Raw genomic sequence first — 17,411 nt, 5'->3', positions numbered from 1 at the left:
ATCATGAGCACATTGACGGGGACTTCCGGCAGATCTGATCTGAGCAAGTCGGAGTTCAAGCCGGTACTATGGACATCGGGCGACTGGAACGCGTTCTTCGGCTTCGGCACCAACATCCTCGTCAACATGCTGGTGCTCACGGGCCTGCTGCGCTTCGTCCTGAAGATGCCCGATAGTCTCGTGTTCGGCCGCATCCTGCCCGCGCTCGGGCTGATGATGTGCCTCTCCACCTTCTACTACGCGTATCTCGCCTATCGGCTGGCGCAGAAGACCGGCCGCAGCGATGTCTGCGCACTGCCCTCGGGCGTCAGCGTACCGCACATGTTCATCGTCACCTTCGTGATCATGCTGCCGATCACGATCAAGACCGGTGACCCGCTCAAGGGCTGGTCGGCCGGCCTCGTCTGGGTGTTCTTCCAGAGCTTTATCCTGATGATCGGCGGCTTCATCGCGCCGTTCATCCGCAAGATCACGCCGCGCGCGGCGCTGCTCGGCACGCTCGCCGGCGTCTCCGTCACCTTCATCTCGATGCGTCCGGCGTTAGAGATGTACATGACGCCGCAGATCGGTCTCGTTTGCTTCGCCATCATCCTGGTGAGTTGGTTCGGCGGCGTGAAATATTGGCGCGGCATTCCCGCGGGCCTCGTCGCCATCGCGGTCGGCATGGTCATCGCCTGGGGATCGAACCTGTTCGGCCTCGGTCTCGGTGGGCTGAGCGTCAAGGGCGTCGGCGACGCTTTCGCGAACTTCGGCTTCTCGGTGCCGATCCCCGCGGTGGGCTACGTCTTCTCCGGCTTCGAATTCCTCGGCATCATCCTGGTTACCGCCATTCCGTTCGGCATCTACGACCTCGTCGAGGCCATGGACAATGTCGAGAGCGCGGAAGCGGCCGGCGACGAATATCCGACCACGCGGGTGCTCACCGCCGACGGCGTCGTCAGCCTGATCGGCTGCCTGATGGGCAACCCCTTCATCAACGCCGTCTATATCGGACATCCCGGCTGGAAGGCGATGGGCGGCCGCATCGGCTATTCGGCTGCGACCGGCATCATGGTGGTGGTGCTGGCCTGGTTCGGCATCATCTCGGTGCTGCTGGCGCTCGTGCCCGTCGTCGCGATCTCACCGATCCTGCTCTATATCGGCATGCTGATCGGCGCGCAGGCGTTCCAGACCACACCGGTCAAGCACGCGCCCGCGATCGTGCTGGCGCTGACGCCGCATCTTGCCGCCTGGGCCAAGCTCCAGATCGACACGATGCTCGGCTCGACCATGATGGCGGCGACCTCTGTCGGCGGTCTCGCCGCCGACAAGGCCGACGCGGTCAAGGCTGCCGCGATTGCCGCGCTGCCGCAGCAGGGCGTGTTCTATCACGGCTTGGAGGTGATGGGCGGCGGTTCCATCCTCGGCGGCCTCATCCTCGGTGCGATCGGCGTCTTCATCATCGAGCGTGATTTCGAGAAGGCCTCGGCCTTCGCGCTGGTCGGTGCGGTGCTGACTTACTTCGGCTTCATGCACGGCGAAGCCGTCGGCATCGGCGTCACGCCCGCGGTGGCGTTCGCCTACGCGGTGATGGCGGCGGGACTGTTCGCGGCCAGCAGGCTCGGCACCACCGAGCACTATTCCGCCCATCCGGAGATGCACGCCGCGCCGGCGGAGTAGGTCTCGGAAAACAGAAACGCAGCCGGGCGATGTCGTGTCGCCCGGCTGCTTCATTTGCTACCCGCCCTTGACGGCACCCGCGGTCAGCCCGGCAACGATCTGTCGCTGGGCGAACACTGTGAGCAGCAGCACCGGGAGAGTGACGATCAGCGCGGCCGCGGCCAGCGGCCCCCAGCTCAACTGGTCGAACGAGATCATGTTGTAGACGGCGACGGGCAGGGTGCGCGTCTCGCGTCCGGCCAGCACGATGCCGAACACAAAGTTGTTCCAGGAGAAGATCACCGCGAGGATGAAGGCGACCGCGATACCGGGCTTGGCGATCGGCAGGGCGACGTGGCGAAAGACCTGCCATCGCGTGGCGCCGTCGATTAGGGCGGCTTCTTCCAATTCCAGCGGTGTCGTCTCGAAATAGCCGATCATGATCCAGATCACGATCGGCACCGTCACCACGAGATGGATGATGATCTGCGGCACCAGCGTGCCGAGCAATCCCAGCCACTGGAACAGCAGGAACAGCGGGATCAAATAGGACAGGCCGGGCGTGATGCGCGCGATCAGGATCACGATCGCGGATTTGTGCGCGGCCATGCGTGCGATGCCGTAGCCGGCGGGAACGCCGACGAGCAGCGCCAGCACGGTCGCGCTGCCGGTGACGATCAGGCTGTTGACGAAATAGGTCAGGAAGCGGTTGGAAGCGAGCACGTCGGCATAGTTCTTCCAGGCGATGCGATCGGGGATGAACACCGGCGGGTAGGCGGCATTGTCGACCTCGAACTTGAGCGACAGCGACAGCATCCAGAAGAAGAACAGGATCGCCGGCGACACGATGACGAACACCGAGAGCCACAGACCGATTCTGCCCATAATCTGACGAAAGTTCATGCGCCGCTCGCAATTTCGGTCCACAGCATGCGCCGGCGGGCATAGAGCATCACGGCCGCGAGGGCGACGATGAGGAGGAAGAACACCACCGCGATCGCCGAGCCGTAGCCGAGGTCGTAATAGGTGAAGGCGACGCTGTAGAGATAGATGTTGATCGTCTCCGACGCCGAGCCCGGTCCTCCCTGCGTGATCGCGAAGATGATGTCGAAACTCTTCACGGCATCGATCATGCGGATCATGCCGGCGATGAACAGGAACGGCATGATCAGCGGCAGGGTGATGAATCGGAACACCTGCCAGAAGCTGGCGCCGTCGATCTGCGCGCTTTCATAAGGCTCGGTCGGGATGGCGGCGAGGCCGCCGAGCACGATCAGCATGACCAGCGGCGTCCATTGCCAGGTCTCGACCAGCACCAGCGAGGGAATGACGGTTGCGGGGTGGAAGACCCAGAGCTGTGCGGGTATCCCGACCAGCGACAAGAGGTAGTTCAGCACGCCGAGCTGCGGGTGGAACATCATGGTCCAGACCAGCGCGATCGCGACAGGGGTCGCCATCATCGGCATGATGAAGATACCGCGCAAAAAACCGCGGCCCGCGAATTTTTGGTGAAACACGACGGCCGCGAAGGTGCCGAGGATCAGCGGCAGCAGCACCGACAGCAAAGTGTAGACCATGGTGTGGCCCACCGCCTCGATGAAGCGGGGATCGCTCGTCAGCCGCAGATAGTTGGAAAACCCGACGAAGGTGGTCGGTGAGCCGACCTTCCACTCGTTCAGGCTCATCCAGATGGTGAAGACCCACGGGAAGATGATGATCGCGAGCACGACGACCAGCGCCGGCACCACGAACGGCCAGTAGGATGGCGGCCGCAACGCCTTCTCCGGCGCGGCATCAGACTGTGCCGCGGCCGGAGTCGATTGTGTCAACGCACTCACGCCTTTTCGCTGCGCTCCAGGATCGGCCGAAACTGGTCGTGGGCCTTTTTCAGCTCTGTGGCAGGGTCGGTACCCGTGATGGTCGAGGTAACTGCGGCGCCGACAAGATCGCGGAATTCGGCGACCGGGATGATCACGGGCAGGCCGAGCTTGCTGATCTTGGCGGAATCGATCACCGATTGCAGCCATTCCTTGGGCATCTTCACGCCACTCTGGACTTCGGCGTCATTCAGGATCGAGTTGCGGAACGGCACGCCGCCGCCGGCCTGCAAAAGCCGCGCGCCTTGCTTCTTCGAGACCACCCATTGGCAGAGCAGATAGGCGGCTTCCTTGTTCTTGCTCGCCGCGGCAATGCCGATGCCGTCACCATAGGTGGCCGAATATTGTCCCTTCGGTCCGGCGGGGACGACGGTGTAGCCGACCTTGCCGACGACGCGCGAGGCGGCGGGGTCCTCGAGCGGCGGCGCCCAGCCGACGCCGTCGATCCACATTGCCGAACGTCCTTGCGTGAACGAAGCCATCGACTCCATCCAGTTGAAGCCGACGACTCCGGGCGGAGCAACCTTCGTCAGCAGCGTCTGGTAGATTTTTGTCGCTTCGATTGCTTCCGGACCGTCGGTCAGGATGTTGCCTTTGGCGTCGAGGAATTCGCCGCCGCAATTGAGGAAGAAGTTCGTCCACAACGTCATGTTGGCGTTGCGCAAGCCCCGTCCGACGAAACCGTAGGTCCCTTCCTTGGTATCGGTCAGCTTCTCGGCGGCCGCGATCATCTCGTCGAAGGTTTTCGGGACAGCGACGCCCTTCTTCTGGAAGAGCTCCTTGTTATAATAGAGGATGAAATAATCGACCGACCAGGGTAGGGACAGCATCTGGCCCTTGTCGTTCTTGCAGTATTGCAGGCCGGCGGCGGAGAAATCGCTCTCGACGAGATCGGGCGCCGTCAGCGTCGGATCCTTCATGAAGGGCGTCATGTCGGCGAGCCAGCCGGCTTTCTCGAACTGCCGCTTCTGGACGTGATAGCTAAGATGGACGACGTCGAAGCTCGGCCGCCCCGAGGTCAGCTCGATCACCACCTTCTGGCGCTGCTGTTGCTCCGGGATCTGCTCGGACTCCACCTGGATGCCGGTGAGCTCGGTGAACTCCTTGATGTTTTTTTGCAGGTTGTCGCCGCGCGGACCCTTGGCGAGGATCACCTCCAGCTTGGTCCCGGCGTATTTCTTCCAGTTGACCTCGGCGCGTGCCGGTAGTCCGGTCAGGCTGAGCGCGCCGGCCGCGGCGGTCCCCGTCAACAGCGTGCGGCGCGAGATGTTATGGTTGGCCACGTCAAATCCCTCCCTCTGATTCATTTTCTTTGGGAGGGATACTAACGGCCGTGCCACGCCTGCCTAGTCCTAATCTGCGGAATCAGGGACGCACGGCAGGCGTCTCCATCGGCAGGCCGCGCGCCCGCGACATCAGGTAGAGTTCAAGCGCGACCAACTCGGGCGCGCCGTAATCATAGGCCTGGGCGCGTACGCCGGTCATGCAACTGCGCAACCGGCGCTCGATTGACCCCAGCGTCTGCCACTCCAGGCGGTAGAGCGGATAGCCGGTCGGCTGCCCTTGCGTGATCGGCGAGCCCGCAAGACGCTTGTCGAAATTGTCGTCGTGGCAATTGGTGCAGGCGAGGTTGAGCTGGCCCTCGCGCTGCATGAAGAGGTCGCGGCCCTGCGCCACGAAAGGCTTCAGCTGGGGATCATCGCCGGCCGTGATCGCGACGCCGCGGGACTGGTGGGCGACGAAGGCGGACAGCGCCAGGAGGTCGCGGCTCTCGTAGGGCAGCGCCGGCGCCTGCTGATGATTGGCGCGGCAGAGGTTGATGCGCTGGTCGAGGGTGACGGGGCGCGCCAGCGCCTTGTCGAAGGCCGGATAGCGCGCCGCGACGCCCTTCATGCTGGTCGTTGCATCGCCATGGCAGTCCGCACAGGCCTTGTCGGCGCTGCCGGCCTTTTTCGCCCAGAGCGCCCCGCCGTCGAGCACGAAAAGCATGCCCGGATTGGACGCGTCGTCATCCTGCATCGCCCGCGTGTCCGGCCCCATGAACGAATAGCCGGAGCGGCGCGCGTCCGGCGGAATTTCGCCGGCGAGCAGCGCAGGGGCCGCGGCCAACAATGTTGCCGCCGCTATCGCGCGCCAAAAGATCATTCGACGGTGATCGAGGCCGATGCGGTCGACGAATAGCCGTTGTCGCCGATCCATTCGAATTCGAACTTGCCGCTCTCCTTCGCGACCGTGAAGAAGGAGAGATATGGGTTGGCCGCGATCGCCGGAAACAGGTCGGCACGGAAGACTTCGGTGCCATTGTAGCGACACGTAAAACTCGTGATGATGTCGCGCGGCACCAGCGCGCCGTCCGCGGTGTGGCGGAAGCCCGTTTCCATGATGTGCGAGGTCAGCGTGCGGATCTCGATGACATCACCGCGTTTGGCTTTTGCCGGAACGTTGATGAGCGCGGCCATCAGTTCATCTCCTCGGTACAGGCGGCCAGCGTCACGACGATGTCGGCGGCGACCTGCCAGAACGTGTCATCGGACAGGCGTGCGATTGCCACCACCTTCTGGGTGTCGGCGAGCCGGATTCGGGTCGAGACCTGGGCGCGGCCCGAGGCGGGGTTGAGATGGAAATTGCCGATGTTCGGCTGCGGGTTCTTCTCGTTGAAGATGTGGATGCTCTTGACGTAATCGGTCGCGGTCATCGGGCTTGCGACGCTCACTGTCATCGGCACGGTGTTGCCGTTCTCGACCAGCGGCGGAATGTCGAGCTTGATCTTGCCGGCGCGAATCTGGGCTTCGCCGACGACGTTGCGGATCGCGGTGCTGAGCATCGCGGGCGTCGCTTCCAGCGGTCGCAGCGTGACGATCGGAATCGTTCCGGCGACCGTCGCGCCGCCTGCAATACTGAGGAATTGTCGTCGCGTGGTCGGCATGAAGTTAGTTCCGAAGCGTTACAAGAAAAGCCACGATGTCTTCGATCTCCGCGGCGGATAATATCGGCTTGCCGGCAAAATTGCGTCCGACCCGGACCAGCCCGTCGTTGCGATAATAGGACGGCATGATGGTCTGCGGGTTGTAACGCGATGCATCGACCAGCCGCAGCCGCAACTGGCCCGCCGACAACCAGTCCCCGGTGCCGGTGAGATCGGGTGCGAGGTCACCCTGGAACCGCGCCTCCGGGAACGGACCGGAATGGCAGAGGATGCAGGTCGTGGTGCGCGCCACCACCAGCGCGCGTCCACGCGCGGCATCGCCTGGCGAGCCCGTGAGCGGCTCCGGGATGGTGTCACCGATGATCTTGTAGGGCACGAGCTCGTCGGCTCTTGCTCCGCTGGCCAAGGCAAGGCCGGCGGCGATCAGCGCTGCGATATGAAGGAATGCTCTAGCCAAAGGTGTCCGCCGTGATGGTTTGAAACCAGCGCTCGGCTTCAGCCGCCTCGCGGGCGCGCAGCTCGCGCGGTGCATCGACCGGGCTGGTCGCGCCGCCCTCGACCTCGGCAAAGATGTCGCCCCTGGGCTGATAGTTGCCGGCGAGCGAGAAGCCGTAGCCGGGCGCGGCGGTGTTGTAGCAGACGCCGGTCAGCCGCGGCGCTTCCGGCGCGCGGCCTGCGAACAGGTTGAGGATGGCGGCGGCGCAGGCCTTGCCCTGTGCGCTCGCGGCCGACGCCGATTTGGGAATGCCGCCGCCGAGGCAGGCATCGCCGATGACGTGGATGTTCGGGACGAGCTTCGACTCGAAGGTCACGGGATCGATCGGGCACCAGCCGGTCGCATCCGCCGCACCCGCGATCTCGGCGATGCGGCCGGCGCGCTGCGGCGGGATGACGTTGGCGACATCAGGCGTGTAGTTGCCGAACTCGGTGATGATGGTCCGTGTCGAAGGATCGACCGAGGTGACGCGACCGCCCTGCGACAGCGCGATGCGCTCGATCATGTCGCCATAGAGCTCCTTCCACGCCTTCTCGAACAGCCGCTGCTGCGAAAAATTGTCCTTGGCATCGAGGACCAGCACCTTCGAGCGCGGCTTCTTCGTCTTCAGGTAATGTGCGATCAGGCTGGCGCGTTCGTAGGGCGCAGGCGGGCAGCGCGAGGGATTGGCCGGGATGGCGATGGCGACCGTGCCGCCGTCCGCCATCTCCTCCAGTTGCCTGCGCAGCAGCAGCGTCTGCGCCCCGGCCTTCCAGGCGTGCGGCATTTTTTCGGATGCCGCTTCGTCATAGCCGGGCAAGGCCTCGAAATGGAAGTCGATGCCGGGCGAGAGCACGAGACGGTCATAGGGCAACGCGACGCCGTCGGTCGTCACGACGCTGCGCCGCTGCGGCTCGATTGTGGTGACGGCCTCGCCGATCACGGTGATGCCCTCGGCGGCGAGCTTGTCATAGTCGAATTGCTGCGCGTCGATCTCACGCAGGCCCGCGATCACCTCGTTGCTGAAGGGGCAGGAGGTGAAGACCGCGTTCGGTTCGATCAGGATGATTTGCAGGTTTTCCTGCGCGCGTTTCAGCGCGCGGGCGCAGGCCGCGCCGCCGAACCCGCCGCCGACCACGACGATACGTGCTGCCGATTGCGCGCGCGGGACCGATGGCCGCGCCAGCGTTGCGGCGGCCGCGGTGATGCCGAGCACGGCATTCCGCCGTGTCACCGGGCGCGTGGTCATCAGGATCATCCAGGCAAAAATGCCGCGGCGGCCGTTGCAGCCGCCGCGGCGTTTCTCAGGCGAAGGTGATGTTCTGGTCGCGCAGCGGCACCGAGCGGATGCGCTTGCCCGTCGCCGCGAAATAGGCGTTGAGCACCGCCGGCGCCGCGACGCCGATGGTGGGCTCGCCGACGCCGCCCCAGAACCCGCCGCTCGGCACCATCACCGATTCCACCTTCGGCATCTCGTTGATGCGCATCGAGTTGTAGGTGTCGAAGTTGGTTTGCTCGATCTTGCCGTCCTTGACGGTGCAGCCGCCGTAGAACAGCGCGGAGAGGCCATAGACGAAGGAGCCGGCGATCTGCCGCTCCACCTGCGCCGGATTGACGACGTAGCCGGGATCAGTGGAGGCGACGATGCGATGCACCTTGATCTTGTTGCCGTCGGTCACCGAGATCTCGGCGGCGCCGGCAACATAGCTGCCATAGCCCATGACCTGCGCGATGCCGCGATAGACGCCCTGCGGCGCCGGCTTGTCCCAGCCGATCTTCTCGGCCACGGCATTGAGCACCGCCAGATGCTTGGGATGATTGCCCATCAGCTTGCGGCGGAATTCGAGCGGGTCCTGGCCTGCGGCCTGGGCCAGCTCGTCCATGAAGCATTCCATGTAGATCGCGTTGTGATTGACGTTCACGCCGCGCCAGAAGCCGGGCGGAACGTGCGGGTTGCGCATCGCATGCTCGATCAGGAGGTTCGGCACCGAATAGCCGAACGCGGCTTCGCCGGACTGGGCGACACCCTGGAAAGCGGCCGGATCCATGCCGTTCTGCAGCGCTTCGGGGCGCAGCGAGAACAGGATCGACTGCCCGGACAGGCGGTAGTGCAGAGCGATCAGATTGTTGTTGGCGTCGAACGCGCCGGTCATCTTGCACTGGGTGATCGGGTGATACCTGCCGTGCGCCATGTCCTCTTCGCGCGACCATAACAGCTTGATCGGCGTGCCCGGCATCTGCTTGGCGATCATGACCGCCTGGCGGACATAGTCGGTCTGGCCGCGTCGGCCGAAGCCGCCGCCGGGCATCACCTTGTGCACGTCGCACTTCTCCGCCGGCAGGCCCGAGGCTTCCAACGTGGCCGCGAAAGCCGCCTCGCCATTCTGAGTGCCGCACCAGACTTCGCATTTGTCCGCCGTATAGAGCGCGGTGGCGTTCATCGGCTCCATCGTGGCGTGGTTCTGGTAGGGGTAGTTGTAGACGGCTTCGACCTTCTTCGCTGCGCCGGCAATCGCGGCTTTGACGTCGCCGTTCTTGTTACCGACATAGGCCGGCTGCGTGTCGTCGAGGCCTTCGGCCAGCCACTTCGCGATCGACGCGCTGGAGACCTTGGCATTCTCGCCTTCGTCCCAGACGATCGGCAGCGCTTCCAGCGCGGTCTTGGCGTGCCACCAGGTGTCGGCAACGACCGCAACCGCCGTGTCGCCGACCTTGACGACCTTCTTGACGCCTTTCATGCCGGTGACCTTGGCTTCGTCATAGCTCTTCAGCTTGCCGCCAAACACCGGGCAGTCCTTGATCGCGGCGTTCAGCATGCCCGGCAGCTTGACGTCGATGCCGTAGAGCATCGTGCCGGTGGTCTTGTCGGCGGTATCGAGCCGCAACAGGCCCTTGCCTGCGATGGTCCAGTCCTTGGGATCCTTGAGCTTGACGTCGGCGGGCGGCGTCAGCTTGGCGGCGGCTTCGGCGACCTTGCCGTAAGTCGTCGTCTTGCCGGACGCCTTGTGGGTGATGACGCCGTTGGCGACGGTGCATTCGGAGGCCGGCACCTTCCACTCGTTCGCGGCGGCCTCGATCAGCATCACGCGCGCGGTGGCGCCGCCCTTGCGGACATAGTCCTGCGACGAGCGGATGCCGCGGCTGCCGCCGGTCGAGAAATCGCCCCAGACGCGCTTGCGGGCGACGCTCTGGCCGGGGGTCGGATATTCGGTCGTGATCTTCGACCAGTCGCATTCGAGTTCCTCGGCGACCAGCTGGGCGAGGCCGGTGAGCGAGCCCTGGCCCATCTCGGAGCGGGCGATGCGGATCACGACGGTGTCATCGGGCCTGACCACTACCCAGGCGTTGACTTCCGGCGAGCCGTCGGCCGCGCGGACCACGGCGGGACCGCCAAAGGGGAGATCGAGCCCGATGGCGAGGCCGGCGCCGACAGCGGCGGTGCCGATGACGAAGGCGCGACGGTTCATCTTGGGAGAAACATGCTTGTTCATGGGGCGGCTCCTCAGGCGCTGGCGATCGTGTGGATCGCTTCGCGCACCTGCTGGAAGGTGCCGCAGCGGCAGATATTGGTGATGGCCTCGTCGATGTCGGCATCGGTCGGCTTCGGCTTTTCGGCAAGGAGCGCGGCCACCGCCATGATCATGCCGCTCTGGCAATAGCCACATTGCGGAACGTCCTTGGCGATCCAGGCTGCCTGCACCTTGTGCAGCGTGTCGCCGGACGCGAGCCCCTCGATCGTGGTGATCTTCTTGCCTTCGGCCTCGCTGACCGAAATCCCGCAGGAACGGGTGGCAACGCCGTCCATGTGAACGGTGCAGGCGCCGCATTGCGCAATGCCGCAGCCATATTTGGTGCCGGTCAGGCCGGCATTCTCGCGGATCGCCCAGAGCAGCGGCGTATCGGGCTCCACGTCGAGCGTGAAGGTTTTTCCGTTGATTGTTAGGTTTGCCATCGCAAAGTCCCCTTATTGGCCCAATCCACCGATTAGACTCAGGGAACAATGTGTCTGGCAAATTGGAACTGTTCAAATCAATAGTCCGAGGGGTGGCCAACGAAGATTTTCCCGGCCGGGGGATGATCGTGGGCAGGATGGTGTTACATGCAGCCGCCGGCAGCTGCTCAGGACCAGGCGGCTTAGCGACACCTCCGTCGGCGCCAGTGCGCAGTTTGAGACGACGTGAATGCCGGTTCCAGGGCCGATCGGCGCTGCGTTGCAGCGACAGTTTGTCCCTTTTGCCGGGGTGCAAGACGGAAACGCTTTGCTACAGTGCACCCGATTCAAAAGGAGTTCCATGAACGTGGCGACCCCCTGCAACGTGCTGATGCTCTATCCGCTCTTCCTCGCGGAGTCGTTTTGGAGCTTCGGCGAGTCCTGTAAATTGATGGGCGTCCGGCGCCCGGCAGCTCCCCTCGGCCTGATCACGGTGGCCGCGATGTTGCCGAAGGAGTGGACGGTCCGGCTGATCGACTGCAACACCCAGCCCCTTGGTGACGAGGATTTCGCCTGGGCCGATGTCGTGTTCACCGGCGGCATGCTGCCGCAGCAGGCCGATACGCTGCGCCTGATCGAACTCTGCAACGCCGCCGGCAAGCCGGTGGTCGTCGGCGGCCCCGATCCGACGTCGAGCCCCCATGTCTACGAACGGGCCGACTTCCGGGTGCTCGGCGAGGCCGAGGGCGTCATCGACGAGTTCATCGCGGCCTGGGAAAGCGGGGCCCGCTCCGGCGTCTTCACTGCGCCGAAATTCCAGGCCGACGTGACAAAGACGCCGGTGCCACGCTTCGACCTGCTCAAGTTCGAGGACTATCTCTATCTCGGTGTGCAATATTCGCGCGGCTGTCCGTTCACCTGCGAGTTCTGCGACATCATCGAGCTCTACGGCCGTGTGCCGCGCACCAAGACGGTCGAGCAGATGTTCGTCGAGCTCGAGACGCTCTACCGGATGGGCTACCGCGGCCATCTCGACTTCGTCGACGACAATTTCATCGGCAACAAGAAGTCGCTGCGGCAGTTTCTGCCCCAGCTCGCCGAATGGCAGCGCGCGCACGGCTATCCCTTCGAATTGTCTACCGAGGCCTCGGTCAACCTGGCCGACGATCCCGAGCTATTGGAGCTGATGGGCGCGGCCAATTTCTTCGGCATCTTCGTCGGCATCGAAAGTCCGGATCCTGCAACGCTGGTCGCGATGCGGAAGAAGCAGAACACGCGGCGTAACATCGCCGAGAGCATCCACAAGATCTATGCCGCCGGCATGCTCGTCACCGCGGGCTTCATCGTCGGCTTCGACAGCGAGAAGGTCTCGATGGCGGAGGCGATGATCGATTTCATCGAGGAGGCCGCGATTCCCGTCGCCATGGTCGGCCTGCTCTATGCCTTGCCGAACACTCAGCTCACGCGCCGACTCGAGCGTGAAGGCCGGCTGCATCCGGGCCACGATCTGGCGCCGACCATCGGCGCCGATCAGTGCACGGACGGCATCAACTTCGATACGCTCCGCCCGTTGCGCGACATCCTGACGGACTACAAGCGGGTGCTGGAGCACATCTACAGCCCCGCCGCCTACGCTGGACGCGTCGACCGCCTGATGACGCTGCTCGACCGATCCAGGCAGCGCCCCGAGCTCGCCGAGGGCGACATCCGCTCGCGGGTCGGGGCGATGGAGACGGTGCACCGCGTTGTCACCGCCCTTCCCGAAGCGCGCGGGCCGCTGTGGCAGACCTTCATGAACTGCGCCAAGCGCGACACCTCGTCGGCGCGCATTGCCGTACAGATGATTGCCGCCTATGCGCATCTCGGGCCGTTCTCGCGCAAGGTCATCGAAGCCATCGACGGGCGCCTCGCTGCGCTCGATGACGAGACGGTCATCCCGACCGCTGCGACGCTCGACACCACCGGAGCCCGGCACCTGGCCTGAAGGCTTACTTCACTGCCAGCCGCAGGAAGCTCATGACGCTGCCGAGCGCGGCAAAGCCGGCGCCGAGCGCCAGCGCGACCGTCGCGCCATCGTGGCCGGCAAGCGCAAAGCAGAGCGCCGCGAGTGCGGCTCCCGTCGTTTGCCCCGTCAGCCGCGCGGTGGCGACGATGCCGGAGGCGCTCCCGCTGCGGTGCGGCGGTGCGCTCGACATCACCGCCTTCATGTTCGGCGCCTGGAAGAAGCCGAACCCCATGCCGCAGATCACCATCCGCCAGATGATGTCGGGGATGGCAGGATTGGACGGGAGCATCGCGAGCAATGCCATGCCGAGGCCGAGCAGCACGAGCCCGATGCCGCCGAGCAGGCCGACCGCGTGCCGGTCGGAGAGGCGCCCCGCGATCGGCGCCATGATGCCGACCACCAGCGGCCAGGGCGTCATGAAGAAGCCGGTCTCGACCTGCGAACGGCCGAGCACGTCCTCGAAATAGAACGGCAGCGAGACGAAGGCGAGGCCCTGCACGGCGAACGAGCACACCGCGGTCGCCGCCGACAGCGCGAACATCGGCCGGCTGAACAGGTCGATCGGCAGCATCGGCGCGGGATGGTCGGCATGTCGGCGCGTCAGGATGAAGCCGAGTGCGAGGGCCGCGATCAGCTCGATACCCACGACGACAGGCGACAGATTGTGCGCGGCGCTGCCGATGCCCGTGATGAACAGGCCGAGGCAGGCGGACGCCAGGACCGCGCCGAGAAAATCAAAGCCGTGATCGGCCCGCGGCGTCTTCGGCAGCATCGCATAGCCGATGCCGATCGCGACGAGACCAAACGGGATGTTGACCGCGAACAGCCACGGCCACGGGCCGAATGCGAGGATGGCAGAGGCGATCGATGGACCGAAGGTGAAGGCGGTTGCGACCACGAGTGCGTTGTGGCCAAAACCGCGGCCGAGCATCCGCCCGGGATAGACGAACCGCACCAGCGCCGTGTTGACGCTCATGATGCCGCTGGCGCCCAAGCCCTGCAGCGTGCGCGCGACCAGCAGGCTGTCCAGCGACCACGCCACCGCGCAGAACAGCGAGGCGATAGTGAACAGGATCAGGCCGCCGAGATAGATGCGCTGGTGCCCGACGATCTCGCCGAGCGCACCGAGCGGCAGCAAAGTGGCCACCAGCGCGATCTGGTAGACATTGACCACCCAGACCGATTGCTCCGGCGTGACACGCAGGTCGGCGGCAATGGCTGGCAGCGCGATATTGGCGATCGCGGTGTCGAGGGAGGCCATCGCCAACGCGGTGAAGATGGCGGCGATCGCCCAGCGCCGCTGCGTTGCCGGAAGGCCGTCGGCAATGGGATGATCGGGCTCGCGCGCGGCGGCAGGTAACGTGATTGTCATTGCCTGGCGCGTTGCTCCGGCGGCGAGGTGAAAGGGGACTTTCGGCATGTACTACGCCGAAGGCCGCTTCCACAGGCATATGCTTGCATGCTGTGTATGCGCGAAGGTCAGGCGATGCGGCCGGCGGCTAGCGTATGATCGCGCCACTTGCGCAATCTTGGGGGATCATCATGCAAATCGTCGTTCTGCCCGGTGACGGCATCGGACCGGAGATCACGACCGCGACATCGGGTGTGCTGCGCGCGGCCTCCGAGCGCTTCCAGCTTGACCTGCGGCTCGAGGAGCACGCGGTCGGGCATGCGAGCCTGAAACAGTTCGGCACGACGGTGCGCCCCGAGCTGCTCGACATCGTTCGCGCCGCCGACGGCCTGATCCTGGGGCCGACCGCGACCTTCGACTTCAAGGACGAGGCGCATGGCGAGATCAACCCGTCCAGGTACTTTCGCAAGAGCCTCGACCTCTACGCCAATGTCCGGCCGGCGCGCACCTATGCGGGGCGGCCCGGCCGGCTCGGCGAGTTCGACCTCGTCGTCGTGCGCGAGAACACCGAAGGGTTCTACGCCGACCGCAACATGGAGCAGGGCAATGGCGAGATGCTGGTCACGCCTGACGTCGTGATCTCACTGCGCCGGATCACGCGCCTCTGCTGCGAGCGTATCGCGCACGCCGCCTGCCGTCTGGCGATGAAGCGGCGGAAGCATCTGACCATCGTGCACAAGGCCAATGTGCTGAAACTCGGCGACGGCATGTTCCTCGACATCTGCCGCGCGGCGGCGAAGGGCTATCCCGGCCTCGAGGTCGACGCCATCCTGGTCGACGCCATGATGGCGCATGTCGTGCGCAACCCCGATCGCTTCGACGTCATCGTCGCCACCAACATGTTCGGCGACATCCTGTCCGATCTCACGGCCGAGCTCTCCGGCAGCCTCGGCCTCGGGGGCTCGCTCAATGTCGGTGACCGCTACGCGATGGCGCAGGCCGCGCACGGCTCGGCGCCTGATATCGCCGGACAGGACGTCGCCAATCCGATCTCGCTGATCCTGTCGACCGCGTTGCTGCTGGCCTGGCATGGCGAGAAGAGTGGCGCCGTCCGCTACGAGGAAGCGGCGCGTGCGATCGAAGCCGCGGTGGCGAAGGCGCTTCGCGAGGGCAGGGCGACGCGCGACGTCGGCGGCAAGCTCGGCACGATCGCGGCAGGTGCTGCGATTGCGGAGGTCTTGCAGGCGGAGTGAGCCATCGTTGCGGATGGCTGCGATTTTTTTTGGGGGGCAACACAAAACTCGAAAAACAACCCCATGCACAGTAGAAGGCTCCTTGATCGATAAGGGATTTTCGGAGCGCGCCGCGACGACCTTCGTGACAGTGATCACGTTGACCCGTCGGGCAAAACACTGGCATGATGCTATCGTGACTATCGTGCCAGTGGTCGGGTACGAGAGCGCCTTCTCATCATGCGCGATGTCCGCCTCATGCCATCCAGCGGCGCGCGCCTCACCCGGCCCACCGCCGCGCGCAAGGACCGCCTCGACATGGTGGTCAGCATTGCGCTCGGCAGCGCCTCCCAGATCGCGCTGTTCGTTGCACCCGCGCTGGTGCTGCTCAGCCATGTCGTGGGTCCGACGCCAATGAACCTTCAGTTCTGGCCTGGCGCCGTCACCATGGTGATGATCGCTACTGTCACGGCGACCTTCATCACGACCAGTGGACGCTCGGCATGGTTCGTCGGCGCCCTGATGAACTTCATCTACGTGGAGTTCGCGCTGACCTTGGTCCCGCCGGCGGGCGAGGGACGAGGTGCTGCGCCCCTCGCCAAGGGGAATTGGCTCATCGGAGAATGGCGGGCCGCGGCAAGCCATCCTCCGAACCGGCGAATACGCTTTCGCTAATAAGCCCAGTAGCTGCCCGAAGGCGCGCAAAAGTCGCCGCCGTAGCCGTAATCGTAGCCATAGCCGCCGCCATAACCGTAATACGATGCGGGCGCGTAACCGTAGCCGTAGGCGGGATAGTAACCGCCATAACTGCCGTAATAGGCGCTCCGCGCAATCGCGCCGCCGACGACGGCGCCGGCGACCACACCGTAACCGAGGCCGCGATAACCGTAGCCGCGATAGCCGTAGCCTCGATAACCCCAGCCTCCGCGATAACCCCAGCCGACACCGCGATAGCCATAGCCGCCGCGCCAGCCGCCAACCCAGCGCACCTCGGTCGTGGTCTGATCGACCATCGATTTCATCGTCGAAAGATGCGTCGGGATCGGCCCTGCCTGAGCGATTGTGCCTGATAGCAGGGCGCCGGCTCCAGCGAGAACGAAGGTACGCAGGGAATTCGAGGATGTCATGATCGATCATCTCCTTGGCTTACGGGCGGCGCTTTCTGCGCGGCCGTACCCATTCCGGGATGGCATTGCCGCAGCGGGTTTGATCTAGATCAAGCGTCGACGGCGTATCCGGCCTGGACCTCGATGGGATCAATGTGCATGCCGTCGGTAAGCACGCGCAGGCTCCTTGCGAACCGACTACTTCAAGTCGACCGTATCTTCCGCGATGATTTCTTCGTCGAATCCGGTCGTCCGCAACACGCGTACCGCGGCACGTTTGGCGCCGGCGAACTGATTGCGATCGACGTCCACCTCGGGGGTGGGACGACTCACTGCGATCGTATCCCACGTCGACCTGTTGTCCGGCTTGACCTGGACCGAGTAGGTTACGCCGGCGACGGGCTGCAATCCGCCGAGCTGGTCGATCTTCAATGGTCGCCGGCTGGCTGCCGCAGCCCCGGCGAGCTCAAGTCCGAAGGTGGCGCCTGCGGCCGGCCCGGGAGGTGCCACCCCGGCCTCGTACCGGCTGATCTCCTGCCCCTTGAGCTGGAGGCTTACCGATTTCATGCCGCTCACGCGCGGGAGGTCCGCCTGAATCAGACCAACCTCGTTCGGCCGGTCGGGCTCGGCAGACGACCGGCGAATGACGACAGGCTCCCGATAAACTTCCTTGCCTTTGTCGTCGTAGGCCACAAGCTCCACGTCCTTGTCGGTGGCGGCGTCCGACGCGATGGTGGAGACCGACGGGTTCACATACATGATCTTGCCGTCACCAGCGGTCTTGTTGATGGTGGCGACGACGTGAACGAATGATCCGGTCTTGATTTCGGTCTTCATCGGATCCTCCTAGGCGACCGGCGGACCGAGGGC

Annotated in this window: 16 protein-coding genes and 1 pseudogene; 4 read left to right on the top strand and 13 right to left on the bottom strand. The window is 64.7% G+C overall.

Annotated features, from left to right (window positions below):
* Positions 1-3: 3 nt before the first annotated feature.
* A complete protein-coding gene (locus tag BJ6T_RS33935) occupies positions 4-1,659 on the top strand; it encodes a hypothetical protein (protein WP_014497105.1) in 1,656 nt (551 codons plus the stop codon).
* A gap of 57 nt (positions 1,660-1,716) precedes the next feature.
* Here the strand turns inward: BJ6T_RS33935 and BJ6T_RS33930 are convergent, their stop codons facing one another.
* The 10 genes from BJ6T_RS33930 to BJ6T_RS33885 are packed head-to-tail and all read right to left on the bottom strand — an operon-like array spanning position 1,717 to position 10,868.
* Entirely contained in the window at positions 1,717-2,541 is an 825-nt protein-coding gene (locus BJ6T_RS33930; RefSeq protein ID WP_014497104.1) for a carbohydrate ABC transporter permease, read from the bottom strand.
* Positions 2,538-3,476, bottom strand: coding sequence for a carbohydrate ABC transporter permease (locus BJ6T_RS33925; protein ID WP_028169771.1), 939 nt, complete (start codon positions 3,474-3,476; stop codon positions 2,538-2,540). Before BJ6T_RS33925 ends, BJ6T_RS33930 begins: the two co-directional genes overlap by 4 nt.
* Positions 3,473-4,822: an ABC transporter substrate-binding protein gene (locus BJ6T_RS33920; protein WP_043900283.1), complete on the bottom strand. Its 1,350-nt coding sequence runs from the start codon at positions 4,820-4,822 to the stop codon at positions 3,473-3,475. The genes BJ6T_RS33925 and BJ6T_RS33920 overlap by 4 nt, the downstream gene beginning before the upstream one ends.
* 58 nt (positions 4,823-4,880) lie before the next feature.
* Positions 4,881-5,660, bottom strand: coding sequence for a sulfur oxidation c-type cytochrome SoxA (soxA, locus tag BJ6T_RS33915; protein ID WP_028169770.1), 780 nt, complete (start codon positions 5,658-5,660; stop codon positions 4,881-4,883).
* Complete coding sequence (soxZ, locus tag BJ6T_RS33910; protein ID WP_014497100.1) at positions 5,657-5,974, bottom strand: thiosulfate oxidation carrier complex protein SoxZ; 318 nt, start codon at positions 5,972-5,974, stop codon at positions 5,657-5,659. Before soxZ ends, soxA begins: the two co-directional genes overlap by 4 nt.
* Positions 5,974-6,441, bottom strand: coding sequence for a SoxY-related AACIE arm protein (locus BJ6T_RS33905; RefSeq protein ID WP_014497099.1), 468 nt, complete (start codon positions 6,439-6,441; stop codon positions 5,974-5,976). Before BJ6T_RS33905 ends, soxZ begins: the two co-directional genes overlap by 1 nt.
* Positions 6,442-6,445: 4 nt before the next feature.
* Positions 6,446-6,898, bottom strand: coding sequence for a sulfur oxidation c-type cytochrome SoxX (soxX, locus tag BJ6T_RS33900; protein ID WP_014497098.1), 453 nt, complete (start codon positions 6,896-6,898; stop codon positions 6,446-6,448).
* Positions 6,891-8,174, bottom strand: a complete 1,284-nt coding sequence (locus BJ6T_RS33895) for an NAD(P)/FAD-dependent oxidoreductase (RefSeq protein WP_014497097.1) — start codon at positions 8,172-8,174, stop codon at positions 6,891-6,893. Before BJ6T_RS33895 ends, soxX begins: the two co-directional genes overlap by 8 nt.
* 46 nt (positions 8,175-8,220) lie before the next feature.
* Positions 8,221-10,407 (bottom strand): xanthine dehydrogenase family protein molybdopterin-binding subunit, encoded by a 2,187-nt coding sequence (locus BJ6T_RS33890; protein WP_014497096.1) that lies wholly within the window; start codon positions 10,405-10,407, stop codon positions 8,221-8,223.
* Between the two features lie 11 nt (positions 10,408-10,418).
* A complete protein-coding gene (locus tag BJ6T_RS33885) occupies positions 10,419-10,868 on the bottom strand; it encodes a (2Fe-2S)-binding protein (protein ID WP_014497095.1) in 450 nt (149 codons plus the stop codon).
* A 340-nt stretch (positions 10,869-11,208) separates the two neighbouring features.
* On the opposite strand from BJ6T_RS33885, the gene BJ6T_RS33880 reads away from it, so the two are divergent.
* Positions 11,209-12,831: a B12-binding domain-containing radical SAM protein gene (locus BJ6T_RS33880; RefSeq protein ID WP_014497094.1), complete on the top strand. Its 1,623-nt coding sequence runs from the start codon at positions 11,209-11,211 to the stop codon at positions 12,829-12,831.
* Positions 12,832-12,835: 4 nt separating this feature from the next.
* Here the strand turns inward: BJ6T_RS33880 and BJ6T_RS33875 are convergent, their stop codons facing one another.
* The gene (locus tag BJ6T_RS33875) at positions 12,836-14,224 is read right to left on the bottom strand and encodes an MFS transporter (protein ID WP_014497093.1); all 1,389 of its coding nucleotides are present in this window, start codon (positions 14,222-14,224) and stop codon (positions 12,836-12,838) included.
* A gap of 170 nt (positions 14,225-14,394) precedes the next feature.
* Here BJ6T_RS33875 and BJ6T_RS33870 point away from each other — a divergent pair, with 170 nt between their 5' ends.
* Together BJ6T_RS33870 and BJ6T_RS44060 are read left to right on the top strand one after the other, a co-directional pair.
* Entirely contained in the window at positions 14,395-15,456 is a 1,062-nt protein-coding gene (locus BJ6T_RS33870) for an isocitrate/isopropylmalate dehydrogenase family protein (protein WP_014497092.1), read from the top strand.
* 270 nt (positions 15,457-15,726) lie between these two features.
* Positions 15,727-16,005: pseudogene (locus BJ6T_RS44060) on the top strand (calcium:cation antiporter family protein); the annotation flags it as partial.
* 101 nt (positions 16,006-16,106) lie between these two features.
* Here the strand turns inward: BJ6T_RS44060 and BJ6T_RS33860 are convergent.
* Both BJ6T_RS33860 and BJ6T_RS33855 read right to left on the bottom strand, forming a co-directional pair.
* Positions 16,107-16,562 carry a hypothetical protein gene (locus BJ6T_RS33860; RefSeq protein ID WP_014497090.1) on the bottom strand — a complete coding sequence of 152 codons (456 nt, stop codon included), beginning with the start codon at positions 16,560-16,562 and terminating at the stop codon, positions 16,107-16,109.
* 177 nt (positions 16,563-16,739) lie between these two features.
* Positions 16,740-17,378 carry a hypothetical protein gene (locus BJ6T_RS33855; RefSeq protein WP_014497089.1) on the bottom strand — a complete coding sequence of 213 codons (639 nt, stop codon included), beginning with the start codon at positions 17,376-17,378 and terminating at the stop codon, positions 16,740-16,742.
* Positions 17,379-17,411: the final 33 nt, after the last annotated feature.

Source organism: Bradyrhizobium japonicum USDA 6, from assembly GCF_000284375.1.
Lineage (GTDB): Bacteria > Pseudomonadota > Alphaproteobacteria > Rhizobiales > Xanthobacteraceae > Bradyrhizobium > Bradyrhizobium japonicum.
This window is presented reverse-complemented; position numbering and strand designations above follow the sequence as displayed.